Here is a 24,642-nt window from a genome sequence, read left to right on the forward strand (position 1 = left end):
GTAGTCAGAACATGACCGAAGCAGACGAGTCCGGCCGCGAGCGCCTCAAGCATCACTTTGCCCAGCGGGTCATCCACCAGGCCCGGCAAATCCTCGAGATCTGGCAGCGCCTGCAGCGCAGCGAATGGTCGAGCGACGACCTGTGCGAGCTGAACGAGGCCAACCTGCGGCTGCTGCGCTTTGCCGAACGCTTCGAGCAACCCGAACACATCGCCATCGCCCGCCACCTCAACCAGGCCCTGCTGGCCGTGGAGGACAACCGCGGGCGCCTGAGCAGCGAGCTGATCCACGAACTCAACCGCCTGATGCAACGCCTGTCGCGCACCGGCCTGCGCCACGGCGACGAGCTGGGCCAGACCCTGCTGCCGCCGCTGCGCAAGCCGGTGTACGTGCTGCTGCAGGACGCCGAGCGCGGCGAGCGGCTGGCCATGCAGCTGGAATTCTTCGGCCTGCACGCCCAGGCGCTGGCCACTGCGGCGGCGTTCCAGGCCTCGATGCAGGAATGCACGCCGGCAGCCATTGTCATGGACGTGGACTTCGGCGGTTGCGGCGCGGGCCTGCAACTGGCGGCCCAGGCCCAGCAAGGCCAGCAGCCGAAACTGCCGCTGCTGTTCTTCAGCCTGCTGGAAACCGACACCCCTACCCGCCTGGCCGCCGTGCGCGCTGGGGGCCAGGAGTTTCTTTCCGGGGCGCTGGAGGCGTCGAGCCTGCTGGAGAAGATCGAAGCCCTGACCTGCGTTGCCCAGTACGAGCCGTTCAAGGTGCTGATCATCGATGACTCGCGCGCCCAGGCCATGCACACCGAGCGCCTGCTCAACGGTGCCGGCATCGTCACCCGCACCCTCACCGACCCCATCGGCGCCATGGCCGAGCTGGCCGATTTCCAGCCCGACCTGATCATTCTCGACCTGTACATGCCGGCCTGCACCGGCCCGGAACTGGCCAAGGTCATCCGCCACAGCGACCGCTACGTGAGCGTGCCGATCATCTACCTGTCCGCCGAGGATGACCTGGACAAGCAGCTGGACGCCATGAGCGAGGGCGGCGACGACTTCCTGACCAAGCCGATTCGCTCGCGGCACCTGATCACCACCGTGCGCAACCGTGCCTCGCGGGCGCGCAACCTGAAGTCGCGGATGGTGCGCGACAGCCTCACCGGGCTGTACAACCACACCCATATCCTGCAACTGCTGGAGGACTGCGCGTTCCGCGCACGCCGCGAAGGCAAGCCGCTGAGCTTCGCCATGCTCGACATCGACCATTTCAAGAAGGTCAACGACAGCCACGGCCACCCCATGGGCGACCGGGTGATCAAGAGCCTGGCGCTGTTCCTCAAGCAGCGCCTGCGCAAGACCGACTTCATTGGCCGTTACGGCGGCGAGGAATTCGCCATCGTCATGCCCGACACCGACCTGGCAGCAGCAAGGGACGTGCTGGACGAGATCCGCCAGCGCTTCGCCGAGATCCATTACCCGGCGCAGCCCCACGACCTGCGCTGCACCTTCAGCGCCGGCGTGGTACAGATGACGACCGCCAGCGACAGCCTGAGCATGGCCGCCCAGGCGGATGAAGCGCTGTACCGCGCCAAGGGCGCTGGCCGCAACCATGTGCAAACGATCGCGTAGCAGCCGCTGTTTTTGTGGGAGCTGGCTTGCCAGCGAGTTTTCAGGGCCGCAACAGCTCGCTGGCAAGCCAGCTCCCACAAAGGCTGCGACACGGCAGGTAACAACCCTGTCACCTGCACGGCAATCCTTGCTGGGCTATGATGCGCAGACTTTTGTGTTGCGAGATTGCCATGCGCCGCCTGCTCTGCCTTCTGTTACTGGTGCTGACCCTGCCTGCCATGGGCGCCGGCCTGCTGGACAGCCGCCCCAGCGCCACCCTGGGCAGCGCCCTCAACAACAGCAGCGATTTCCTGCCGGTGCACCAGGCGTTCCAGCTCAACGTCACCAAGACCACGCCTGACGCCATCACCTTGCAGTTCGTGGCCACCGACGGCTATTACCTGTACCGCCACCGCTTCGCGTTCAAGCCCACGCCGGCCGATATCAAGCTGGGCGCGCCACAGATTCCAGACGGCGAGAAGAAGCACGACGACTACTTCGGCGACGTCGAGGTGTACCACGGCATCGTCGAGATCACCCTGCCCCGCGACCCCGCCGACCAGCGCCCCTTCACCCTGGCCGTGACCTACCAGGGCTGCGCCGACAAGGGCCTGTGCTACCCGCCGGAAACCGAAAAACTGGCCATCGATGGCGGCGCCGCCGAAACCGTTGCCACGCCGGCCACTGCGCCCGTCAAGGGTTGGGACTGGAAAGAGCTGCTGCTGTACCTGCTGGGCGGCATCGGCCTGACCTTTACCCCGTGCGTGCTGCCCATGCTGCCGATTCTCTCGGCCGTGGTGATGCGCGGGCAGACCAGCCGCCTGCGCCGCTACAGCCTGGCGTTGGCCTACGTGCTGCCCATGGCCCTGTGCTTCGCTGTCCTGGGCGCGTTGATGGGCCTGTTCGGCGCCGGCCTGAACCTGCAGGCGCGCCTGCAGTCGGCCTGGGTGCTGGGGCCGTTCGCGCTGTTCTTCGTGCTGTTCGCGGTGTCGATGTTCGGCGTGTTCGAACTCAAGCTGCCGGCCGCCCTCACCCACCGCCTGGACCGCATCGCCGGCAACACCCAGGGTGGCTCGCTGTGGGGCGCTGCCGTGATGGGCGTGCTGTCCAGCCTGCTGGTGTCGCCCTGCGTGTCGGCGCCGCTGGCCGGCGCGCTGCTGTACATCAGCACCACCGGCGATGCCGTGGGCGGCGCCTTGAAACTGTTCGCCCTGGGCCTGGGCATGGGCATTCCGCTGATGCTGGTGGCCATTGGCGGCGTCACCTGGTTGCCGAAAAGCGGCCCGTGGCTGGTGGTGGTCAAGAACGCCATCGGGGTGTTGCTGCTGGGCCTGGCCATCGGCCTGCTCAGCCGCGTGCTGCCAGGGCCGGTCACGCTGTTGCTGGTAGGGTTGCTGGCCGCAGGTGTCGGGCTGTTCCTGGGCGCGCTGGAATTTATCTACAAGGCGCCGCGTCAGCGCCTGGCGCAACTGCTGGGGCTGCTGCTGATGGTCTACGGCCTGGCCTGCTGGTATGGCGCGCTCAGCGGCCAGGGCGACCCGCTGCGGCCGCTACCCGCGCCGGCGAATACCAGCGCCGCCACGGCGCCTGCCAGCAGCTGGCAGACCGTCACCACCCCGGCGCAACTGGAGCAGGCGCTTGCCGCGGCCAAACAGGCCGGCAAGCCCCTGGTGCTGGACTGGTACGCCGACTGGTGCATCAGCTGCAAGGTCATCGAGCACGAGGTGCTCACCGACCCCGAGGTCAAGGCGCGCCTGGCCGGCTACCAGCAGGTACGCTTCGACGTCACCGACAGCAACGCCGAGCAACGCGCCCTGCTGGACCGCTACAAGCTGTTTGGCCCCCCCGCCCTGATGTTCTTTGCCGCCAACGGCGATGAAATACCCCAGGCCAAGGTCATCGGCGAGATCAATGCCGCCGACTTCGTGCAGAAGATCGCCATTGCCGACGGCAAAAAGGCGTTATAACCCGTCAGGCCGGTGCCATACCGGCCTGAATGACCGTTTTTAGCAAGTTAGTCACAAATTTTATGCGAACATCGGGCAACGTGCTGGCTATTGTGCTTGACTGGACAGTCGTCGCCCCATTGCGGCATAGTCACCCCGCCAGCACCATCTGGCCCATGCAGGGAGCCCGCGAATGAAGATGATCCACCGGTTTTCGCTTGAGTTGCCCTTGGTATCAACGCAAAACGTGACGCGCCGCGAAGAGTGAGCATCCCACTCTTCGACGTGCGATTGTCCGACAGGCCATTCGCAGAAATCTTTGCCATCGCCCCGGCACGGCCTCACGGCCACTGGGGTGATCAGCGACCTTGGCGCCAGCGCACACGCAGACTGGCTGGGAGGTCGCCCTGGAACTGCTTGAACACACTACCTGAACGCCCCTGACCGACCCTTGGGAGTTGATGATTAATGGATATTCGCAAAGTAAAAAAACTGATCGAGCTGCTGGAAGAGTCCGGCATCGACGAGCTGGAAATCCGTGAAGGCGAAGAATCCGTACGGATCAGCCGTCACAGCAAGACCCCGGCCCAGCAGTACTACGCGCCAGCCCCGGTTGCCGCGCCAGTAGCCGCCCCGGCTGCCGCTGCTCCTGCCGCTGCCGCCGAAGCGCCAGCCGCACCGAAACTGAACGGCACCGTTGCCCGTTCGCCAATGGTCGGTACCTTCTACCGTAAAGCTTCGCCAGCCTCGCCAGCCTTCGTTGAAGTCGGCCAGACCGTGAAGAAAGGCGACACCCTGTGCATCGTCGAAGCAATGAAGATGATGAACCACATCGAAGCTGAAACCAGCGGTGTGATCGAGTCGATCCTCGTTGAAGACGGCCAGCCGGTTGAGTTCGACCAGCCGCTGTTCACCATCGTTTGAATCGCGGAGAGCCAACGATGTCCCAACCTGCGAAATTGGAAAAAGTCCTGATTGCCAACCGCGGCGAAATCGCCCTGCGGATCCTGCGCGCGTGCAAGGAAATGGGTATCAAGACTGTTGCCGTCTACTCCAAGGCCGACAAGGAGCTGATGCACCTGGGCCTGGCAGACGAATCCGTTTGCATCGGTCCGGCACCGGCTGCGCAATCCTACCTGCACATCCCGGCCATCATCGCGGCCGCCGAAGTGACTGGCGCCACTGCCATTCACCCAGGCTACGGCTTCCTGGCTGAAAACGCCGACTTCGCCGAACAAGTGGAGAAATCCGGTTTCGCCTTCATCGGCCCGAAAGCCGACACCATTCGCCTGATGGGCGACAAGGTATCGGCCAAGCACGCCATGATCGAAGCTGGCGTTCCTACCGTTCCAGGTTCCGACGGCCCGCTGCCGGAAGACGAGGAAGAAGCCCTGCGCATCGGCCGTGAAGTCGGCTACCCGGTGATCATCAAGGCCGCCGGTGGCGGTGGTGGTCGCGGCATGCGCGTGGTGCACAAGGAAGAAGACCTGATCGCCTCGGCCAAGCTGACCCGTACCGAAGCCGGTGCTGCGTTCGGCAACCCGATGGTGTACCTGGAGAAGTTCCTGACCAACCCACGCCACGTGGAAGTTCAGGTACTGTCCGACGGCCAGGGCCACGCCATTCACCTGGGCGACCGTGACTGCTCGCTGCAGCGCCGTCACCAGAAGGTGCTGGAAGAAGCGCCGGCCCCGGGCATCGACGAAGAAGCCCGGCAGATGGTCTTCGCCCGCTGCGTCAAGGCGTGCATCGACATTGGCTACCGTGGTGCCGGTACTTTCGAGTTCCTGTACGAGAACGGCGCGTTCTATTTCATCGAAATGAACACGCGCGTCCAGGTAGAGCACCCGGTTTCGGAAATGGTCACCGGTATCGACATCGTCAAGGAGATGTTGAGCATCGCGGCCGGCAACCCGCTGTCGTTCACCCAGGATGACGTAGTCATTCGCGGGCACTCGCTGGAATGCCGTATCAACGCCGAAGACCCGAAGAACTTCATTCCGAGCCCAGGCACGGTCAAGCACTTCCACGCCCCAGGCGGCAACGGCGTTCGCGTCGATTCGCACCTGTACAGTGGTTATGCCGTTCCGCCGAACTACGATTCGCTGATCGGCAAGCTGATCACCTACGGCAAGGACCGCGACGAAGCCATGGCGCGCATGCGCAACGCCCTGGACGAGATCGTGGTGGACGGGATCAAGACCAACATCCCGCTGCACCGCGACCTGACCCGCGACGAAGGCTTCTGCAAGGGTGGTGTCAACATCCACTACCTGGAACACAAGCTGGCTGCCCAGAAGTGATCCACGGTTGTAGATAGCTGCAAAAAGAACCGGCCCCAGTGGCCGGTTTTTTTATGCCCGTGGGAGCTGGCTTGCCAGCGAGCTTTTGATGCCCATTAAAGCTCGCTGGCAAGCCAGCTCCCACAATTTCCAGTAAACTGCGCCTCTTTTGCTCTACTTATCCAAAGGTACCCGCCATGCCCTGGCTACAAGTCCGTCTGGCCATCAGCCCAGAACAAGCCGAAACCTACGAAGACGCCCTGCTGGAAGTCGGCGCCGTTTCGGTCACCTTCATGGACTCCGAAGACCAGCCTATCTTCGAGCCAGAGCTGAACACCACGCCCCTGTGGACCCACACCCACCTGCTGGCGCTGTTCGAGGCCGACGCAGAACCTGCCAGCGTGTTCGCCCACCTGGAACTGTTGACCGGCGCCGCGTTGCCCGAGCACCACGCCGAAGTCATCGAGGACCAGGACTGGGAACGCAGCTGGATGGACAACTTCCACCCCATGCGCTTCGGCCAGCGGCTGTGGATCGTGCCAAGCTGGCACGCCGCCCCCGAGCCTGGCGCGGTGAACCTGCTGCTGGACCCGGGCCTGGCGTTCGGTACCGGCACCCACCCCACCACCGCGCTGTGCCTGGAATGGCTGGACGGCCAGGACCTGGCCGGCTGCAACGTGCTGGACTTCGGCTGTGGCTCGGGCATCCTGGCCATCGCCGCGCTGCTGCTGGGCGCCGAGCACGCCGTGGGCACCGACATCGACGTGCAGGCCCTGGAAGCCTCGCGTGAAAACGCCGGGCGCAATGGCGTGGCCGAAGCCAAATTCCCGCTGTACCTGCCTGAAGACCTGCCGCAGGTGCAGGCCGATGTGCTGGTGGCAAACATCCTCGCCGGCCCGCTGGTGTCGCTGGCACCGCAACTGAGCACCCTGGTGAAGAGCGGTGGCCGCCTGGCGCTGTCGGGCATCCTCGCCGAACAGGGTGAGGAAGTGGCTGCCGCCTACGCCGCCGACTTCGACCTGGACCCAATCGCCAACCGCGATGGCTGGGTACGCATCAGTGGTCGTCGCCGCTGAGAGGCCCTAGAATGGCTGTCTGCATAAACCGGATCCGCGCATGACCGACAGTTTCGTCACCCAGTGCCCCCATTGCCAGACCAGCTTCCGCGTCAGCCACAATCAATTGAGCGTGGCCCGCGGGGTGGTGCGTTGTGGCGCCTGCCTGCAGGTGTTCAACGCTGCGCGCCAGTTGCTGGAGCAAAGCACCGGCCGCCAGGAGCCCAGCGCGCCCGAGCCGGCACCGGCCACCCAGGAACGGCGCGCCACGCCCATCAGCCTGCGCGAGTGGTCGGCCAACGAGCTGGACCTCGACAAGTTGGACCTGGACGGCGAACTGGCACGCCTGGAGCAGCGCGAAATCCAGCCGGCCAAGGCTTTCCGCGACCAGCCTGGGCGCGAAGAGTCGTTCAGTGCCAGCCGCGACGAAGCGCCGGACGAATGGCACGACAAGCCGTTCGGCACCCACGGTGACGAGCACGAGCTGCACGAGGACGATCCGGCGCCGCCGATCATCGAACGCGACCCGCCGCTGGACGAAGAGCCGGCGGCCGCCCCGGAACGCACCGAGCCGTCGCTGACCCTGGCGCCGGTGGAAACCAGCGAGCCGAGCATTGGCGCCCTGCACGCCGACGATGACGTGCCCGCCGGTGAACGCCTGTCGGCACTGGACGCCGATGACGAGGATGACGAGCCGTTCGAGGCGCCCGTGCGCCAGGGCAAGCAGAAGCAGGAGCGCAGCGAACCGAACCTGCGTGACGCGCCGCTGCTGGACCTGGTGGACGACCCGCTGCAACTGGACTGGCAGAAGCGCCGCACCCCCTGGGGCAAACGCCTGCTGTGGCTGGCGTTGACCGTGATCGCCGCCGCGGCCCTGGCCGGGCAGTACGTGTGGTACCACTTCGACGAGCTGGCCCGCCAGGACCAGTACCGCCCGTGGTTCCAGCAACTGTGCCCAAGCCTTGGCTGCAGCGTGCCGTCCAAGGTCGACATCGACAAGATCAAGAGCAGCAACCTGGTGGTGCGCAGCCACCCGGACTTCAACGGTGCGCTGGTGGTGGATGCGATCATCTACAACCGTGCGCCGTTCTCCCAGCCGTTCCCGCTGCTGGAGCTGCGCTTCGCCGACCTTAACGGCCACCTGATTGCCAGCCGTCGGTTCAAGCCGGGCGAGTACCTTTCGGGCGAACTGGCCGGCCAGGATGAAATGCCGCCGCAGACGCCGATCCATATCTCCCTCGATATTCTGGATCCGGGGCCGAAAGCCGTGAACTATAGCCTCAGCTTCCGCTCCCCCGAGTAGCCGGCACCCCGCCGTTTCCAGGCCTTGTGGGAGCTGGCTTGCCAGCGAGCTTTTCATCAGCCCCAAAAGCTCGCTGGCAAGCCAGCTCCCACAATTTAGACGCTTCAGGGCAACCGAACGCTTGGGCATAAGCAAATAGTTGTTCAGATTTTATCCAAAACGACCTTTATCCGGTCACCGAGAGCGGGTATTATGCCCACCCTTTTTCGAACTCTAATGATCCGGCCCCACAACAGGGAACACCTATGTCGGCGGTACGCATCGGCCCATATACATTGAACAACGCCCTGATCCTTGCCCCGATGGCAGGGGTCACGGACCAACCCTTCCGTCAACTTTGCCGACGGATGGGTGCAGGCCTGGTGGTCTCGGAAATGGTCACCAGCGACATGAGCCTGTGGAACAGCCGCAAGTCGCGCCTGCGCATGATTCACGAAGGTGATCCCGAGCCCCGCTCGGTACAGATCGCCGGTGGTGACGCGCAGATGCTGGCAGCGGCGGCACGGGCCAACGTCGAGATGGGCGCCCAGATCATCGACATCAACATGGGCTGCCCGGCCAAGAAAGTCTGCAACAAGGCGGCAGGTTCCGCTTTACTGAAAGACGAGGCACTGGTGCAGGAAATCCTGCACGCCGTGGTAGCCGCCGTCGAGGTGCCGGTCACCTTGAAGATTCGCACCGGCTGGGACCGGGCGAACAAGAATGGCATCACGGTTGCACGCATTGCCGAACAGGCGGGCATCAGTGCCTTGTCTGTCCACGGGCGCACACGCGCCGACCTGTACACCGGTGAAGCCGAGTACGACACCATCGCTGCCATCAAGCAGGCGGTGTCGATCCCGGTGTTTGCCAACGGCGACATCACCTCGCCGCAAAAGGCCCGTCAGGTCCTCGACGCCACCGGCGCCGACGGCTTGCTGATTGGCCGGGCCGCCCAGGGGCGGCCGTGGATATTTCGCGAGACCGAGCATTACCTGCGTACCGGCGAACTGCTGCCGGCACCGCAATTGAGTGAAGTGGAACAGATTCTGCTGGAGCACCTGGCTGCGCTGCACGCCTTCTATGGCGATGTGATGGGCGTTCGAATCGCCCGCAAGCACGTCGGGTGGTACCTGGCAACCTTGCCGGGCGCCAAGGAATTTCGCGCCCAGTTCAATCGTTTGGAAGATACGGAAGCGCAGTGCGCCAACGTTCGCCGGTTCCTCAGCGAATGTAACGAGAGCCCTGTGAAAGGGGACGGACAGGGGGTGGCCGCATGACGATGATGACCGAGACTTTAGTGAGTGGAACAACGCCCGTGAGCGACAACGTCAACTTGAAACAGCACCTCAACACGCCCAGCGAAGAGGGTCAGACCCTTCGTGGCAGCGTCGAGAAGGCGCTGCACAATTATTTCGCCCATCTTGAGGGCGCTGCCGTCACTGACGTGTACAACCTGGTGCTTTCCGAAGTCGAGGCCCCCTTGCTCGAAAGCGTGATGAATTACGTCAAGGGCAACCAGACCAAGGCCAGCGAGATGCTGGGCCTGAATCGCGGTACCTTGCGCAAGAAGCTCAAGCAATACGATCTGCTGTAAGCATGCATTCAAACCAGAAAAGGCGACCTGTCCAGGGTCGCCTTTTTTGCTGACTCCTCTGCTTTAGACGGAAATTGAAATGACCGACCAGACTACCCGCCTGCCCGTCCGCCGCGCCTTGATCAGCGTTTCCGACAAGACCGGTATCCTTGAATTCGCCCGTGAACTCGAAGCCCTGGGCGTCGAGATCCTGTCCACCGGCGGTACCTTCAAGCTGCTTGCGGACAACGGCGTTGCCGCAGTGGAAGTGGCGGACTACACCGGTTTCGCTGAAATGATGGACGGCCGGGTGAAAACCCTGCACCCGAAAATCCACGGCGGCATCCTGGGCCGTCGCGGCATCGACGATGCCATCATGAGCGAGCACGGTATCAAGCCGATCGACCTGGTCGCGGTCAACCTCTATCCGTTTGAAGCCACCATCAGCAAGCCAGGCTGCGACCTGCCGACCGCCATCGAGAACATCGACATCGGCGGCCCGACCATGGTCCGCTCGGCGGCCAAGAACCACAAAGACGTGGCCATCGTGGTCAACGCCAGCGACTACGGCCAGGTGCTGGCCAGCCTGAAAGACGGCGGCCTGACCTACGCCCAGCGCTTTGACCTGATGCTGAAGGCGTTCGAGCACACCGCTGCCTACGACGGCATGATCGCCAACTACATGGGCACCGTGAACCAGGCTGCCGAGACCCTGAGCACCGAAGGCCGCAGCGAATTCCCGCGCACCTTCAACAGCCAGTTCATCAAGGCCCAGGAAATGCGCTACGGCGAGAACCCGCACCAGAGCGCGGCGTTCTACAAGGAAGCCAAGCCGGCCGAAGTGGGCATCGCCACCGCCGAGCAACTGCAGGGCAAGGAACTGTCCTACAACAACGTCGCCGATACCGACGCTGCCCTGGAATGCGTGAAGAGCTTCGTCAAGCCTGCCTGCGTCATCGTCAAGCACGCCAACCCGTGCGGCGTGGCCGTAAGCCCTGACGCCGAAGGCGGCATCCGCCAGGCCTACGAGCTGGCCTACGCCACCGACACCGAATCGGCTTTCGGCGGCATCATCGCCTTCAACCGCGAACTGGACGCCGAGACCGCCAAGGCCATCGTCGACCGTCAGTTCGTGGAAGTGATCATTGCCCCGTCGGTCAGCGCCGAAGCCCGTGCCATCGTTGCCGCCAAGGCCAACGTGCGCCTGCTGGCGTGTGGCGAGTGGTCGGCCGACCGTGCCGCCGCCTGGGACTACAAGCGCGTCAACGGCGGCCTGCTGGTACAGAGCCGTGACATCGGCATGATCAGCGCCGACGACCTGAAGGTTGTGACCAAGCGCGCGCCAACCGAGCAAGAGATTCACGACCTGATCTTCGCCTGGAAAGTGGCCAAGTACGTGAAGTCCAACGCCATCGTCTACGCCAAGAACCGCCAGACCGTCGGTGTCGGCGCCGGCCAGATGAGCCGCGTCAACTCCGCGCGCATCGCCGCCATCAAGGCCGAGCACGCCGGCCTGCAGGTACAGGGTTCGGTCATGGCCTCGGACGCGTTCTTCCCGTTCCGTGACGGTATCGACAACGCAGCCAAAGTGGGTATCACTGCCGTGATCCAGCCAGGCGGCTCGATGCGCGACGCTGAAGTCATTGCTGCCGCCGACGAAGCCGGCATCGCGATGGTATTCACCGGCATGCGCCACTTCCGCCACTGATCGAAAGCAGGCGGTTGACGTTGCACTGAATGTGGGAGCTGGCTTGCCAGCGAGCTTTTGAGGCCCTGAAAAGCTCGCGGGCAAGCCAGCTCCCACAGTGCAAGTGGAACCGCCCCACACAGAATTCGAGGTTTTGACATGAACGTATTGATCATCGGCAGTGGCGGCCGTGAACACGCCCTGGCCTGGAAAGTCGCCCAAGACCCACGCGTAGCGAAAGTCTTCGTGGCCCCCGGCAACGCCGGCACCGCCATTGAAGCCAAGTGCGAAAACGTCGCCATCGACGTGCAGGCCATCGAGCAGCTGGCCGACTTCGCCGAGAAGAACGTTGCCCTGACCATCGTCGGCCCGGAAGTACCGCTGGTGGCTGGCGTCGTCGACCTGTTCCGCGCACGCGGCCTGGACTGCTTCGGCCCGACCAAGGGCGCGGCCCAGCTGGAAGGCTCCAAGGCGTTCGCCAAGGACTTCCTGGCGCGCCACAAGATCCCGACTGCCGAATACCAGAACTTCACCGAAATCGAGCCTGCGCTGGCCTACCTGCGTGAAAAAGGTGCGCCAATCGTGATCAAGGCCGACGGCCTGGCCGCCGGCAAGGGCGTTATCGTCGCCATGACCCTGGCCGAAGCCGAGGACGCGGTACGCGACATGCTGGCTGGCAATGCCTTCGGCGATGCCGGTTCGCGCGTGGTGATTGAAGAGTTCCTGGACGGCGAGGAAGCCAGCTTCATCGTCATGGTCGACGGCAAGAACGTCCTGCCAATGGCCACCAGCCAGGACCACAAGCGCGTCGGCAACGGCGACAGCGGCCCGAACACCGGTGGCATGGGCGCCTACTCCCCGGCCCCCGTGGTGACTGCCGATGTGCACCAGAAGGTCATGGACCAGGTCATCTGGCCAACCGTGAACGGCATGGCTGCCGAAGGCAACGTCTACACCGGCTTCCTGTACGCAGGCCTGATGATCGACAAGGCCGGCAACCCGAAAGTCATCGAGTTCAACTGCCGCTTCGGCGACCCGGAAACCCAACCGGTGATGCTGCGCCTGCAATCGAGCCTGGTGCTGCTGGTGGAAGCCGCCCTGGCCCAGGCCCTGGACAAGGTCGAGGCCCAGTGGGACCCGCGCCCGAGCATGGGCGTGGTACTGGCCGCCGGCGGCTACCCTGGCGACTACGCCAAAGGCGCCGCCATCGGTGGCCTGGACGCCGCTGCCCAGCTGCCTGGCAAGGTGTTCCACGCCGGTACCGCGCTGAAAGACGGCCAGGTCGTGACCTCCGGCGGCCGCGTGCTGTGCGCCACCGCCCTGGGCAACACCGTGGGTGACGCCCAGCAGCAGGCCTACGCCCTGGCCAGCAAGATCGACTGGGACGGCTGCTTCTACCGCACCGACATCGGCTACCGCGCCATCGCCCGCGAAAACGGCGAGTAAAACCCCCTGCCCTCCCCCTGAAGTATCGGGTTTTCCCCGGTACTTCAGGCCGTTCGACCACTAGCCCTACGCTTTCTCTGCCACGCATAGTTATACTCAGTCATTAACCTTCGAAGGGATTTCGCTGTGCGCTGGCTCAGGATCGCCATTTCATCGATAGTCAGTGTGCTGACACTGCTCTGCGTGTACCCGGCCCAGGCCGAGTCGAGCAGTGGCTGGTCGGTATTGCTCGATGAACACGCGCGCCTGCAACTGAGCGACGTGCGCTCCGACCGTTACCAGAACCAGTTCAGCCCCATCGAGCTCAGCCAGCTGGTGCCCAGCGGCCCCAACGCCGCGCAGTGGCTGCACTACCATTTGCCCCCCGCAGCCCATGAACAGGTGCTGCGCATCTACGCCCCCGACCTGGCCGACCTGGACTTCTACGTGCTGGACGGCGACACCGTCATCCGCCAGGAACGCAACGACGCCGGCAGGCCAGGTGGCGAACCGTCGTTCGCCAACACCGACATCCTGCTGCCCGTGCCGGTCAGCCAGAAGCCGCTGGACCTCTACCTGCGCCTGGCCTCCGAGCACCAGTTGCGCCCCAGCGTCAGCATGCTGCCGGCGCTCAGCGCGGCCGCCGACCAACGCCAGACCCTGATCATGGGCCTGCTGTTCGGCTGCCTGGGCATGCTGGTCATCCACAACCTGGCGCGCTACACCTACAGCCGTTCCAGCAGCAGCCTGTGGCTGGCCGGCGCCGAGACACTGCTGACCCTGAGCGCAGCCATCCTGCTGAACCTCAGCGGGCCCTGGTTCGACACCTGGCATTCGCTGCGCACCACCGGCAGCTTCGTCACCCTGATGCTGGCGGCCATCTGCTGCCTGATGTTCACCCAGCGCTTCTTCGCGCCGCGCTCCACCGCGTTGATCGACCGCCTGCTGACGGCGGCCAAGCTGCTGATCGGCCTGAGCGGGCTGATGGTGCTGCTGATGGACGGCCTGCCCATCAACTCCATCACCTACGCCATGATGGTGGTGGGTGGCCTGGGCATGCTGCTGACCTCCGCCTACCACTGGCAACAGGGCTACCGCCCGGCGCGGCTGTTCACCTGCGCCATGCTGCTGCTCAACCTGGGCGTGCTGATCGTGCTGCCGGCCTTGCTGGTGCTGACCCGCACCCCGCCGCAGTGGCTGGTGCTGGGCCTGATGGCCGTGGGCGCGCTGACCGGGTTGATGCTCAACACCGCCCTCAGCGAGCGCCTGCGCAACATCAGCGAGGACCGTTTCAGCGCCAGCCGCGAGCTGGCCGCCAGCAATGCCGAGGTCAACGCCAAGGCCGAGTTCCTGGCGCGCATCAGCCACGAGATCCGCACCCCCATGAACGGCGTGCTGGGCATGACCGAGCTGCTGCTCGGCACGCCCTTGTCGGTCAAGCAGCGCGACTATGTGCAAACGATTCACAGCGCCGGCAACGAGCTGCTGACGCTGATCAACGAGATTCTCGACATCTCCAAGATCGAATCCGGGCAGATCGAGCTGGACGATGTGCAGTTCGACCTCAGCGCGCTGATCGAGGACTGCCTGAACATCTTCCGGGCCAAGGCCGAGCAGCAGAACGTCGAACTGATCAGCTTCACCCAGCCGCAGGTGCCACAGGTGATCAGCGGCGACCCCACGCGCCTGCGCCAGACCCTGCTGGCGCTGCTGGACCACGCCCTGAAGAAGACCGACGAAGGCGAGATCCTGCTGGTGGTGGCCCTGGACCAGCGCAGCGGCGAGCCGCGCCTGCGCATTGCCGTGCAGGACAGCGGCGTGCCCATCCCGCGGGACGAGCGCGAAGCGCTGCTGCACAGCGAACTGCACAGCAAGAACCTGCTGTCGGGCAACGAGGTGGGCGGCCACCTGGGCCTGGTCATTGCCCGCCAGCTGATTCTGTTGATGAAGGGCGAGTTCGGCGTCAAGAGCGGCAGCCAGCAGGGCAGCACCTTGTGGCTGACCCTGCCGCTGGACCCCGAGCGCCTGGAACACCCGACCCTGGACCTGGACAGCCCCCTGCGCGGCGCGCGGGTGCTGGTGGTGGACGACAACGACACCTGCCGCAAGGTGCTGGTGCAACAATGCGGCGCCTGGGGCCTGAACGTAAGCTCGGTGCCCTCGGGCAAGGAGGCCCTGGCGCTGTTGCGCACCAAGGCGCACCTGCGCGACTACTTCGACGTGGTGCTGCTGGACCAGAACATGCCCGGCATGACCGGCATGCAACTGGCGGCCAAGATCAAGGAAGACCCCAGCCTCAACCACGACATCCTGATCATCATGCTCACCGGCATCAGCAACGCGCCGAGCAAGATCATCGCCCGCAATGCCGGGGTCAAGCGCATATTGGCCAAGCCGGTGGCCGGCTACACGCTCAAGACCACCCTGGCGGACGAGCTCGCCCAGCGCGGCCAGAACCAGCCCCAGCACGCCCCGCTGCCGTCGGCGGCGGCCACCGCCATCACCGTGCCCGCCGACTTCCGCATTCTGGTGGCCGAGGACAACAGCATCTCCACCAAGGTGATCCGCGGCATGCTGGGCAAGCTCAACCTGTCCCCCGACACCGCCAGCAATGGCGAGGAAGCCCTGCGCGCCATGAAGGCCCAGCGCTACGACCTGGTGCTGATGGACTGCGAAATGCCGATACTCGATGGCTTCTCCGCCACCCAGCAGCTGCGCGACTGGGAGCTGGGGACCCAGCGCGAACGCACGCCGGTGGTGGCGCTGACCGCGCACATTCTCACCGAGCACAAGGAACGCGCGCGCCAGGCCGGCATGGACGGCCACATGGCCAAGCCCATCGAGCTGTCGCAACTGCGCGAGCTGATCGAGCACTGGGTGGCGCAGCGCGAGATGGGCCAGGACCAGGCCAGCAATTCCTGATACCCCCGGGGACGCAGCCTTCGGCAGCTGCTACCTCCTGGGGGCGGGGGCGTGCCAGCGAGCTGTTGGGGCCATAAGAGCTCGCGGGCAAGCCAGCTCCCACAAGACAGTTGCTGCTACGGGAAATACGCAAAGGTGGTGGCTGGGCGGCCCGCGCTATAGACTTTGCCATCGCCCACTCCTGCACGAGCCTTGCCCATGCTTCACACGTTGTTCAGCGTTTACCTGAAGATGCTGGTGCTCTACAGCCCGTTCTTCGTGCTCTCGTGCTTCATCGGCCTGTCACGCGGTTATTCGCTGAAGGAGCGCAAGCGCCTGGCGTGGAAGGTGGCGTTGGGGGTGCTGGTGTCCAGCGTGCTGCTGTACCTGTTCGGCCGGGTGATATTCAGTGTGTTCGGCATCACCGCCGACGCCTTCCGCATTGGTGCCGGCAGCGTGTTGTTCATCTCGGCACTGGGCATGGCCCAGGGCAAGTCGGGGGTGCAGACCGACAACGTGCAGCAGGACGTGACCATCGTGCCGCTGACCATCCCCATCACCGTCGGCCCCGGCACCATCGGCGCCCTGCTGGTGATGGGCGTCAGCCAGCCGCATTGGGACGACAAGCTGATGGCCATCCTCAGCATCGCCCTGGCAAGCGCCACCGTGGGGCTGACGCTGTACCTGTCCAACCGCATCGAACGCCTGCTGGGTGAACAGGGGCTGCAGATCGTCAGCCGGTTGATGGGGCTGTTCGTCTGCGCCTTGGCGGCGCAGATCATCTTTACCGGGATCAAGGGTTACCTGGTGCCCTGAGCGTGGAAGCTCAGGGTTTGTTCGGGTACCAGCGCGGCGTGTACACCCAACTTCCACCTTCCGCACGGGGGAACGTGCAGGTGGTGGAAGAGCCCACCAGCACCATGGTGCGCATGTCCACCTGTTCAGGTGTCAGCTCACCCAGGGTGATGTTGCGCAAGGTCTGGCCCGGGCGGCCGATGTCGCGGCCCAGCACCACCGGTGTGGCCGGGGTGCGGTGCAGGCGCACGATTTCCAGGGCGCGGCCCAGCTGCCAGGGGCGCGAGCGCGAGATGGGGTTGTAGAACGCCAGCGCCAGGTCGGCCTGGCAGGCCAGGTCCAGGCGCTTCTCGATCACGTCCCACGGTTTGAGGTTATCCGACAGCGACATCACGCAGAAGTCATGCCCCAGCGGCGCGCCGGCCTGGGCGGCGGTGGCCAGGCTGGCCGAGACGCCCGGCAGGATCTCCAGCTCGACGTTGTGCCAGGCGCCGTCGCTGGACTCGTGCAGCGCTTCCAGCACTGCCGCCGCCATGGCGAACACGCCCGGGTCGCCGGACGACACCACCACCACCGAACGGCCTTGGGCGGCCAGTTCGAAAGCATGGCGGGCGCGCTGCATTTCCTCGCGGTTGTCGGTGCAGTGCATTACCTGGTCGGGGCGGAACGGCCCGGCCATGCGCACGTAGGTCTCGTAGCCAAGAATGTCGTTGGCACGCGCCAGTTCGGCCTTCACGGCCGGCACCATCAATTCTGCCGCGCCCGGGCCCAGGCCGATCACGGCCAGGCGGCCACGCACGCGGCCAATGCTGGCCACGTCCAGCGGCTGCTTGGCCACGGCAATCGCCAGTTGCGGGTTGACGCTGAGCGCCGGCAGCAGTTGCGGCACCGCCTGTTCGGCCAGGGCGCTGATGCTGGGCGCAGGCGGGGCGAAACGCAGGGCCACGCCCAGCTCAGCGGCGGCGTTACGCAAGGCGGCGCTGGCCATCTGCGTGTCGCTGGCCAGCAGGCAGGCCAACGATGGCAACGCGATGCGTGCCTGCTGCAGGGCAACGCGCACGCTGGCGGCGATGTCCGCCAGTTCGGCGTCGACGGCCACCAGCACGTTCTTCGGGTAGATCAGCAGCTCGTTGGCCGCAGGCTCCCGGGCGGTGCAGCCAACGTGGATGGCCAGTTGCGCGTGCTCATCCTCAGGCAAGTGGGCCTGGGCCAGCCATGGCGCGGCGCCTTCGATGCGCACGCTTTCGCCGGCCAGCAGGTCGCTGACAAAGCGCTTGCCCAGTTCCAGGTCTGCCAGGGCGTAGCCGGCGGGCGGGTTGAGCAGGCAGGTGCCAAAGCGCAGCTCGCCGCTGGTGGTGATGGCCGCAGCCACCCCCAGCCCGGCACCCAGTTGCCGGGCGATGACGTTGACACCGCCCAGGCCGCCGAGCAGCGGCACCACGGCGCTGCCGTCCTCGGCCACGGCCAGTACCGGCGGCTCGGCGCCCTTGTCGAGCAGCACGCTGGCCAGGCAGCGAATGACGATACCGGCGGCGCACAGGGCGATGATCGGCGTGTCCTGCTGGTACAGCTGGCGCAGGGTGTCGCCGAAGTCGTGGTATTCACGGTCGGCGCCTTCCACCCGCGCGGCCAGGCCGTGAATCAGGGCGTCAGGGTAGATCTGCTGGATACGGCGCGCGGTCGCCAGGCTGCCATTGCCGAGGATGACGATGGCCGGTGCATTGGAATTCATCAGCCCTGCCACCTTTCGCCCGGTACAATGATCAGCGAGAAGTACGGCGACGACGTCGGGTCCACCTCACTGATGGGCACGATCTTCTGGTTGGCCATGGTCGCGCGTTCCACGTACAGCGCGCGTTCGGCCAGGCCCAGTTCGGCCAGCACCTCGCGCACCTTGGGGAAGTTGCGCCCCAGCTTCATGATCACCGCCGCATCGGCGTCGGCCAGGCGACGCTTGAGTTCGTCGGCCGGCAGCACGCCGGACAGCACCGACAAGCTCTGGTTGCGGTACACCAGCGGCGCACCCAGCACCGAGGCACCACCGAGCATGGAGCACACGCCAGGAATGACCTGGGCCTCATAACGGTCGGCCAGGCGGTCGTGCAAGTACATGTACGAGCCATAGAACATCGGGTCGCCTTCGCAGATCACCGCCACGTCGCGGCCGGCGTCCAGGTGCGCGGCCACGTCCAGGCTGGCGCTGTCGTAGAAGTCGCTGATCACCTGTTCATAGGACAGCGGCGCCGGCAACACCTCGGTGGTCACCGGGTACACCAGCGGCAGCAGGGTCTGCGCCTGTTGCAGGTGCGCCTCGATAATGCCGAAGGCGTTGCCCTTCTTGCCCTTGGCGACGAAATAAGCCACCACCGGCGATTCACGCAGCAGGCGCAGGGCCTTGACCGTGATCAATTCCGGGTCGCCCGGGCCTACACCCAGGCCCAGCAAACGTCCGCGAGCCTGCATCATTCGACCTCCGTGGCCAAGGCGTTGACCGCGGCCGAGGCCATGGCGCTGCCGCCGCGGCGCCCTTCGACGATCACGAAGGGGATGCCGCGGCTGTCGGCAGCCAACATGGCCTTGGATTCGGCGGCACCGACAAAGCCTACCGGGAAGCCGAGGATCAGTGCTGGCTTCGGCGCGCCGGCGTCGATCATTTCCAGCAGGTAGAACAGTGCGGTCGGCGCGTTGCCGATCACCACCACCGCGCCTTCCAGGTGCGGGCGCCACAGTTCCAGGGCCACCGCCGAGCGGGTGTTGCCCAGCTCCTGGGCCAGGGCCGGCACGCTTTCGTCGCGCAGGGTGCAAATCACTTCGTTGTTGGCGGGCAGGCGTGCACGGGTGATGCCCTCGGCCACCATGCGCGCGTCACACAGAATAGGGGCGCCCTTGGCCAGCGCGTCACGGCCGGCCTTGCCGGCACCGGGCGAAAAGCGCAGGTACTGCACCACGTCCACCAGGCCGCAGGCGTGAATAACCCGCACGGCGAGCTTTTCCAGGTCTGCGGGGATGCCGCTCAGGTCCGCCTCGGCGCGAATAATGGCGAAGGAGTTGCGATAGATCTCCTGACCGTCGCGGATGTAATCAATCATCGGTGTTGCTCCGTGGGCAGGCGTGCCAGCAGTTCGCTGGCGGCGTGCAGGTCTAGATTGCGCGCGCGCAGGGCACCGAAGCCCGGTTGCCCGGCGTCACGCAGATACAGGTCGTAATGGCCGGCCGAGGTGGCCAGCAGGGTGGCCGGCGCCACATGGGCGGCGGCGCAGGATCGGTTGCAGCCACTCAGGTGCACGGCTTGCGCGGCAGGCAGCAGGGTGGCCAGCAGGCGGGCGTCGGCCTTGGTGTCGGCCAGGCCCTTCTTGCAGCCATCGCTGCCGGTGCAGGCGATCAGCCTGGCCAGCGGCTGGCTGGCGCTGCACAGCAGGCCCAATGCCTGCAGCTCAAGCGTCAACGCCAGGGCGTCGACCACATGGGGCAGGATCACGCTCTGCCAGGGTGTCAGGCGCAGCGTGCCATCGCCGTATTGCTCGGCCAGCCTGGCCAGCCCGCGTAGCATCAGCGGGTCGAGACGGCCCAGGGCCGGCGCGGCGCCGACGAACAACTTGCCCGCCTGGCGCTGTGGATAAGTGCCCAAACAGTCGCTGCCCGCCTTGCGTACCGGGAACGGGCCCAGGCGCAGGGTGACGGCCAGCGGGGCGATGAAGTCCTCGGCACTGACCTGCTCCAGCACATGGCGCATGCGCGTCTGCTCCGGGCTGGCCAGGTCGAGGAAGCGCTCCAGCACGGCCATCACCAGGTCATGGCCCTGGTGCAGCGGCACGGCGGCCAGCGCCTGCCCTGGGCAGCCCGCCAAGCCGAAGCCGAGCCAGGTTTCACCCTCCAGATTCAACGGCGCCAGCCACAGGTCGTGCGCGTGTTCATGCATGGCCAGGGCCTCGCCGCCGTCCAGCAGCACAGCGAACTTGGCCGACAGCTCATGCAGACGCTCGCGGCTTTGCAGGCTGTCGAGAATCTGCGCGGCCAGCGGCCGGGTGTCGAACAGCATCTGCGGGTCGATACCGGCGGCGGGGCTGAGCATCAGGTTGCGCACATCGTCACCGCCGCTGCTGCCGCTGTTGCGTGGCCCCAGTCCGGCGGCCAGCAGGCCTTCCAGCATCGCCGGGTGCGAGCCGGTGATGCCGCGAATCTGCAGGTTGGCGCGGTTGGTGGCTTCCACAACACCGCCGGCATAACGCTCGGCAGCCTCGGCCACGGCGCGCGCTTGTGCAGCGCTCAACTCGCCACCCGCCAGCTTGATGCGGCAAATGCCGCCATCCAGCGCCTGGACGATGCGCAACAACCCCGGGCAGGCCGAGGGGCGGATCGAAGCAGGGGGCTGAGGTGGGGTCAAGAGGGCATCCGGCAATCGTGAAAAGGCGTTGTCAGTGTAGAAGGCGCGGTATTATGCCTGCTTTGTCCGAGCGCATGAAAAGCCTGCCGGTCGGATTAGCTGGTTATGAGGAAGATTCATGTCACCCTGGCTGACTATCGTGGGGATTGGCGAGGACGGTTACCCCGGCCTCGGCAAGGCCGCGCGCCACGCCCTGTTGAACGCCACACGTGTTTTCGGCAGCCCGCGCCAGCTTGAACTGCTGCCCCACTGCATCCGCGCCGAACGCCAGCAGTGGCCCAGCCCGTTCGCCCTGGCGCCGGTGCTGGCGCTGCGGGGCAGCCCCGTGTGCGTGCTGGCCAGCGGCGACCCGATGCTGTTCGGCGTGGGCGCCAGCCTGGCGCGCCAGGTGGCCGAAGACGAACTGCTGATCCACCCGGCGCCCTCCTCGCTGTCGCTAGCCGCCGCCCGCCTGGGCTGGCCGCTGCAGGACGTGGTGACGCTGTCGGTGGTCGCCCGCCCGGTGGCTGCGCTGAATGCACCGCTGGCCAACGGCGTGCGCCTGCTGGTGCTGAGCAACGACGGCGGCAGCCCCGCCGCCATCGCCCGGTTGCTGCGCGAGCGCGGCTACGGCGCCAGCCTGATGACCGTGCTCGAACACCTGGGTGGCCCGGCCGAGCGCCGCCAGGCCTTTACCGCCAACGACTGCCCCGAGGCGCCGCTGGCCGACCTCAACGTGGTGGCCATCGACTGCCGCGCCGCCGTCGACGCCCCGCGCCTGTCGCGCCTGGCCGGCCTGCCCGATAGCGCCTTCCGTCACGACGGCCAGCTCACCAAGCGCGATGTGCGCGCCATCACCCTCGCCCGCCTGGCGCCGCAGCCCGGTGAACTGCTGTGGGACGTGGGCGCTGGCAGCGGCTCCATCGGCATCGAGTGGATGCGCGCGCACCCCAGTTGCCGCACCCTTGCGGTCGAAAGCGACGACGGCCGCCAGCAGTTGATCGAGCACAACCGCGACGCCTTGGGCGTGCCCGGCCTGCAACTGGTCCGTGGCCGCGCGCCCCAGGCGCTGGAAGGCCTGGAGCGCCCGGACGCGATTTTCATCGGCGGCGGCGTTACCCGCGAAGGCGTGTTCGACGCCTGCTGGCAGCAGCTCAAGCCCGGCGGCCGCCTGGTGGCCAACGCAGTCACCCTGCAAAGCGAGCTGGCCCTGGCGCACTGGCGCGAGCAGCACGGCGGCGAGCTCACCCGCATCCACGTGGCCCAGGCGCAGCCGCTGGGCGCGTTCGACACCTGGCGCCAGGCGCTGCCTATCACCCTGCTGGAACTGGTCAAACCCCTCGATGCGTGACGAAACCGCCGAACAACCCGCGCCCCTGCGCAGCGGCCTGACCACCGGCAGCTGCGCCACCGCCACCAGCCTGGCTGCCGCGCGCCTGCTGCTGACCGGCCAGGCCCTGGACGCCGCGCAAATCACCTTGCCCAAGGGCAAGCAGGTGGAGATGCGCCTGGAATTCTGCCGGCTGCTGGATGGCGGCGCCGAAGCCGGCACGTTGAAAGACGCCGGCGACGACCCGGACGTGACCCACGGCGCCCTGCTGTATTCACGGGTACGCCTGATCGACGCGGGCATCCGCTTCGTCGCCGGTGAGGGCGTAGGCACCGTCACCCGCCCCGGCCTGGTGCTGGGCGTGGGCGAGCCGGCGATCAACCCGGTGCCGCGGCGCATGATCACCGAGCACCTCACCGCGCTGGCGCTGGAATGCGGCTACGGCGGCGGCTTCGAAGTGACGGTCAACGTGCAGGACGGCGCCGCGCTGGCCCTGAAAACCATGAACCCGCGCCTGGGCATCCTCGGCGGCCTGTCCATCCTGGGCACCAGCGGCATTGTCCGGCCGTTTTCCTGCGCGGCTTACATCGCCTCGATTCACCAGGGTATCGACGTCGCCACCACCAACGGCTTCATGCACATCGCCGCCTGCACCGGCAACGCCAGCGAGGACACCATGCGCCGGGTGTACAACCTGCCGGAAATAGCCTTGATCGAGATGGGCGATTTCGTCGGCGCGGTGCTCAAGCACCTGCGCAAGGTGCCTGTGGATAAACTCAGCCTGTGTGGCGGCTTCGGCAAGATCAGCAAATTGGCGGCCGGGCATATGGACCTGCACAGCCGCCATTCGAGCATCAACCTTGAGCAGCTGGCGCAGTGGGCGGCCGATATCGGCGCCGATGCCGACCTGCAGGCCGCCATCCGCGCCGCCAACACCAGCCAGCAGGCGTTGGCCATGGCCAGCACGGTCGGGGTCAAGCTGGGTGATGAAGTGTGCCGCCATGCCCTGGCCTTCGCCCGCAGCGTGGTGCCGGCGCAGGTACAGGTTGAAGTCTTCGCCATCGACCGGGTCGGTGGCATCGTCGGGGAAGCGCGTTGAAACGAATTTTGCTGCTGGGTGGGGTCACCGAGGCGCTGGCGATTGCGCGCACGCTTGGGCCGGAACATATCTACAGCCTGGCCGGCGTGGGCCGCGTACCCGCCGACCTGCGCTGCCAGGTACGGGTTGGCGGCTATGGCGGTGCCGAAGGGCTGGCGGCGTTCATACGCGCCGAGGGGGTGGACCTGCTGATCGACGCGACTCACCCCTATGCGGCGCAGATCAGCGCCAATGCCGTGTTGGCGGCCTCACTGGCGAGCGTGCCCTGCTGGGCCTTGCGCCGCCCGGCCTGGCAGGCACAGGCCGGCGATGACTGGCGCGAGTTTGCCGGTTGGCCGGCGTTGATCACGGCGTTGAAGCCGTTTAAGCGCCCCTTGTTCACCCTGGGCCGCGAGCCCTTGCAGCATTTGCACGAGGTTCCCGAGCATCAGTTCTGGACCCTGCGCGCCCTGGAAAGCTGCGCGGGCAACGAGCGCTGCGAAGTGATCGGCGCGCGCGGGCCGTTTCGTATCGAGGATGAGCGGGCGTTGTTCGAACGTCGGCAGATTGATGTGTTGATCAGCAAGAACAGCGGTAGCAGTGCCACTGAGCCCAAGCTTGAAGTAGCGCGGGAAAGAGGCGTACCGGTGCTGGTCCTGGGGCGCCCGCTGTTGCCCGCCACAGACCGGGAGTTTTATTCAGTTACAGATCTGCTGCAGGCCCTGTAGGAGCCGACCTTGGTCGCGATGCAGGCACCGCGAATCGGCGGTGATGCCATCGCGGCCAAGGCCGGCTCCTACACTTGAACACGCCTATCGTGGATAATCCCCCGCTGCCGTCATCCCACACGCTGCTCATGGAAAGCCACCATGCTCAAGAAAGTGCTGTTAGCGTTGACCCTGCTGCTGCCCGCCTTCATGGCCCAGGCCAAGGACATCCAGGTGCTGCAACCCTGGTCCCAGGAACTGCCGCCCAACGCCCCCACCGTGGCGGCGTATTTCACCATTCGCAACGATGGCAACAGCGCCGACCGCCTGCTGGGCGCCGAAAGCCCGATTGCCGGCAGCGCCGAGATCCATCAGCATATGGACAGCGACGGCATGATGAAAATGGCCCCCGTGGAGGCCGTGAACATCGGCGCCGGCGAACAGGCCACCTTCCAGCCCATGGGCTACCACGTGATGCTGCTTGATTTAAGTGATCGCAGCCAGCTGCAGGATGGCGGGCATTTCCCGCTGACACTACACTTCAAGCAAGCCGGTGATATCACCGTGCAAGTAGTGGTCATGAAACAGCCCCCGGTAGCCAACCCCTAAAC

Annotated in this window: 20 protein-coding genes; 16 read left to right on the top strand and 4 right to left on the bottom strand. The window is 65.8% G+C overall.

From position 1 onward, the window contains the following. The first annotated feature begins 11 nt into the window (after window positions 1-11). The 12 genes from AC0SZ7_RS28825 to AC0SZ7_RS28880 all read left to right on the top strand — a co-directional run bounded on the left by AC0SZ7_RS28825 (window position 12) and on the right by AC0SZ7_RS28880 (window position 16,574). Window positions 12-1,625: a GGDEF domain-containing response regulator gene (locus tag AC0SZ7_RS28825; protein WP_475507574.1), complete on the top strand. Its 1,614-nt coding sequence runs from the start codon at window positions 12-14 to the stop codon at window positions 1,623-1,625. A 170-nt stretch (window positions 1,626-1,795) separates the two neighbouring features. Continuing rightward, window positions 1,796-3,571, top strand: coding sequence for a protein-disulfide reductase DsbD (locus AC0SZ7_RS28830; protein WP_475507575.1), 1,776 nt, complete (start codon window positions 1,796-1,798; stop codon window positions 3,569-3,571). Window positions 3,572-4,018: 447 nt separating this feature from the next. Next, window positions 4,019-4,474, top strand: a complete 456-nt coding sequence (accB, locus tag AC0SZ7_RS28835; RefSeq protein ID WP_475507576.1) for an acetyl-CoA carboxylase biotin carboxyl carrier protein — start codon at window positions 4,019-4,021, stop codon at window positions 4,472-4,474. Window positions 4,475-4,491: 17 nt separating this feature from the next. Then, a complete protein-coding gene (accC, locus tag AC0SZ7_RS28840) occupies window positions 4,492-5,853 on the top strand; it encodes an acetyl-CoA carboxylase biotin carboxylase subunit (RefSeq protein WP_475507577.1) in 1,362 nt (453 codons plus the stop codon). 176 nt (window positions 5,854-6,029) lie between these two features. After that, a complete protein-coding gene (gene prmA / locus AC0SZ7_RS28845) occupies window positions 6,030-6,908 on the top strand; it encodes a 50S ribosomal protein L11 methyltransferase (protein WP_475507578.1) in 879 nt (292 codons plus the stop codon). Window positions 6,909-6,948: 40 nt separating this feature from the next. Then, the gene (locus tag AC0SZ7_RS28850) at window positions 6,949-8,190 is read left to right on the top strand and encodes a DUF3426 domain-containing protein (protein ID WP_475507579.1); all 1,242 of its coding nucleotides are present in this window, start codon (window positions 6,949-6,951) and stop codon (window positions 8,188-8,190) included. 245 nt (window positions 8,191-8,435) lie between these two features. Then, window positions 8,436-9,449, top strand: a complete 1,014-nt coding sequence (dusB, locus tag AC0SZ7_RS28855; protein WP_455924176.1) for a tRNA dihydrouridine synthase DusB — start codon at window positions 8,436-8,438, stop codon at window positions 9,447-9,449. Then, window positions 9,446-9,766: a DNA-binding transcriptional regulator Fis gene (gene fis, locus AC0SZ7_RS28860; protein ID WP_008368706.1), complete on the top strand. Its 321-nt coding sequence runs from the start codon at window positions 9,446-9,448 to the stop codon at window positions 9,764-9,766. Before dusB ends, fis begins: the two co-directional genes overlap by 4 nt. A gap of 79 nt (window positions 9,767-9,845) precedes the next feature. Next, window positions 9,846-11,453, top strand: a complete 1,608-nt coding sequence (purH, locus tag AC0SZ7_RS28865; protein WP_475507580.1) for a bifunctional phosphoribosylaminoimidazolecarboxamide formyltransferase/IMP cyclohydrolase — start codon at window positions 9,846-9,848, stop codon at window positions 11,451-11,453. A gap of 138 nt (window positions 11,454-11,591) precedes the next feature. Further along, the gene (gene purD / locus AC0SZ7_RS28870; RefSeq protein WP_475507581.1) at window positions 11,592-12,878 is read left to right on the top strand and encodes a phosphoribosylamine--glycine ligase; all 1,287 of its coding nucleotides are present in this window, start codon (window positions 11,592-11,594) and stop codon (window positions 12,876-12,878) included. A gap of 126 nt (window positions 12,879-13,004) precedes the next feature. Further along, window positions 13,005-15,779, top strand: a complete 2,775-nt coding sequence (locus tag AC0SZ7_RS28875) for a response regulator (RefSeq protein ID WP_475507582.1) — start codon at window positions 13,005-13,007, stop codon at window positions 15,777-15,779. A 198-nt stretch (window positions 15,780-15,977) separates the two neighbouring features. Then, a complete protein-coding gene (locus AC0SZ7_RS28880; RefSeq protein ID WP_475507583.1) occupies window positions 15,978-16,574 on the top strand; it encodes a MarC family protein in 597 nt (198 codons plus the stop codon). A gap of 10 nt (window positions 16,575-16,584) precedes the next feature. On the opposite strand, the gene cobJ is transcribed toward AC0SZ7_RS28880, so the two are convergent. Genes cobJ through cobG form a run of 4 tightly spaced genes read right to left on the bottom strand, consistent with a single transcriptional unit; the run spans window position 16,585 to window position 20,937 of the window. Beyond that, the gene (gene cobJ, locus AC0SZ7_RS28885) at window positions 16,585-18,285 is read right to left on the bottom strand and encodes a precorrin-3B C(17)-methyltransferase (protein WP_475507584.1); all 1,701 of its coding nucleotides are present in this window, start codon (window positions 18,283-18,285) and stop codon (window positions 16,585-16,587) included. Further along, window positions 18,285-19,016, bottom strand: a complete 732-nt coding sequence (locus AC0SZ7_RS28890; protein WP_473006809.1) for a precorrin-2 C(20)-methyltransferase — start codon at window positions 19,014-19,016, stop codon at window positions 18,285-18,287. Before AC0SZ7_RS28890 ends, cobJ begins: the two co-directional genes overlap by 1 nt. Next, a complete protein-coding gene (locus tag AC0SZ7_RS28895; protein ID WP_027979650.1) occupies window positions 19,016-19,642 on the bottom strand; it encodes a precorrin-8X methylmutase in 627 nt (208 codons plus the stop codon). The genes AC0SZ7_RS28890 and AC0SZ7_RS28895 overlap by 1 nt, the downstream gene beginning before the upstream one ends. Then, window positions 19,639-20,937 carry a precorrin-3B synthase gene (cobG, locus tag AC0SZ7_RS28900; RefSeq protein WP_475507585.1) on the bottom strand — a complete coding sequence of 433 codons (1,299 nt, stop codon included), beginning with the start codon at window positions 20,935-20,937 and terminating at the stop codon, window positions 19,639-19,641. Before cobG ends, AC0SZ7_RS28895 begins: the two co-directional genes overlap by 4 nt. A gap of 118 nt (window positions 20,938-21,055) precedes the next feature. On the opposite strand from cobG, the gene cbiE reads away from it, so the two are divergent. The 4 genes from cbiE to AC0SZ7_RS28920 all read left to right on the top strand — a co-directional run bounded on the left by cbiE (window position 21,056) and on the right by AC0SZ7_RS28920 (window position 24,640). Beyond that, window positions 21,056-22,267 carry a precorrin-6y C5,15-methyltransferase (decarboxylating) subunit CbiE gene (gene cbiE / locus AC0SZ7_RS28905; RefSeq protein WP_475507586.1) on the top strand — a complete coding sequence of 404 codons (1,212 nt, stop codon included), beginning with the start codon at window positions 21,056-21,058 and terminating at the stop codon, window positions 22,265-22,267. After that, the gene (locus AC0SZ7_RS28910) at window positions 22,260-23,345 is read left to right on the top strand and encodes a cobalt-precorrin-5B (C(1))-methyltransferase (protein ID WP_475507587.1); all 1,086 of its coding nucleotides are present in this window, start codon (window positions 22,260-22,262) and stop codon (window positions 23,343-23,345) included. The genes cbiE and AC0SZ7_RS28910 overlap by 8 nt, the downstream gene beginning before the upstream one ends. Beyond that, window positions 23,342-24,052: a cobalt-precorrin-6A reductase gene (locus AC0SZ7_RS28915; protein WP_475507588.1), complete on the top strand. Its 711-nt coding sequence runs from the start codon at window positions 23,342-23,344 to the stop codon at window positions 24,050-24,052. Before AC0SZ7_RS28910 ends, AC0SZ7_RS28915 begins: the two co-directional genes overlap by 4 nt. Before the next feature lie 141 nt (window positions 24,053-24,193). Further along, on the top strand, window positions 24,194-24,640 hold the full coding sequence (locus tag AC0SZ7_RS28920; protein ID WP_475507589.1) for a copper chaperone PCu(A)C: 447 nt from the start codon (window positions 24,194-24,196) through the stop codon (window positions 24,638-24,640). The last annotated feature ends 2 nt before the right edge of the window (window positions 24,641-24,642 follow it).

The sequence above is a fragment of the Pseudomonas sp. JC1203 genome (assembly GCF_056175065.1).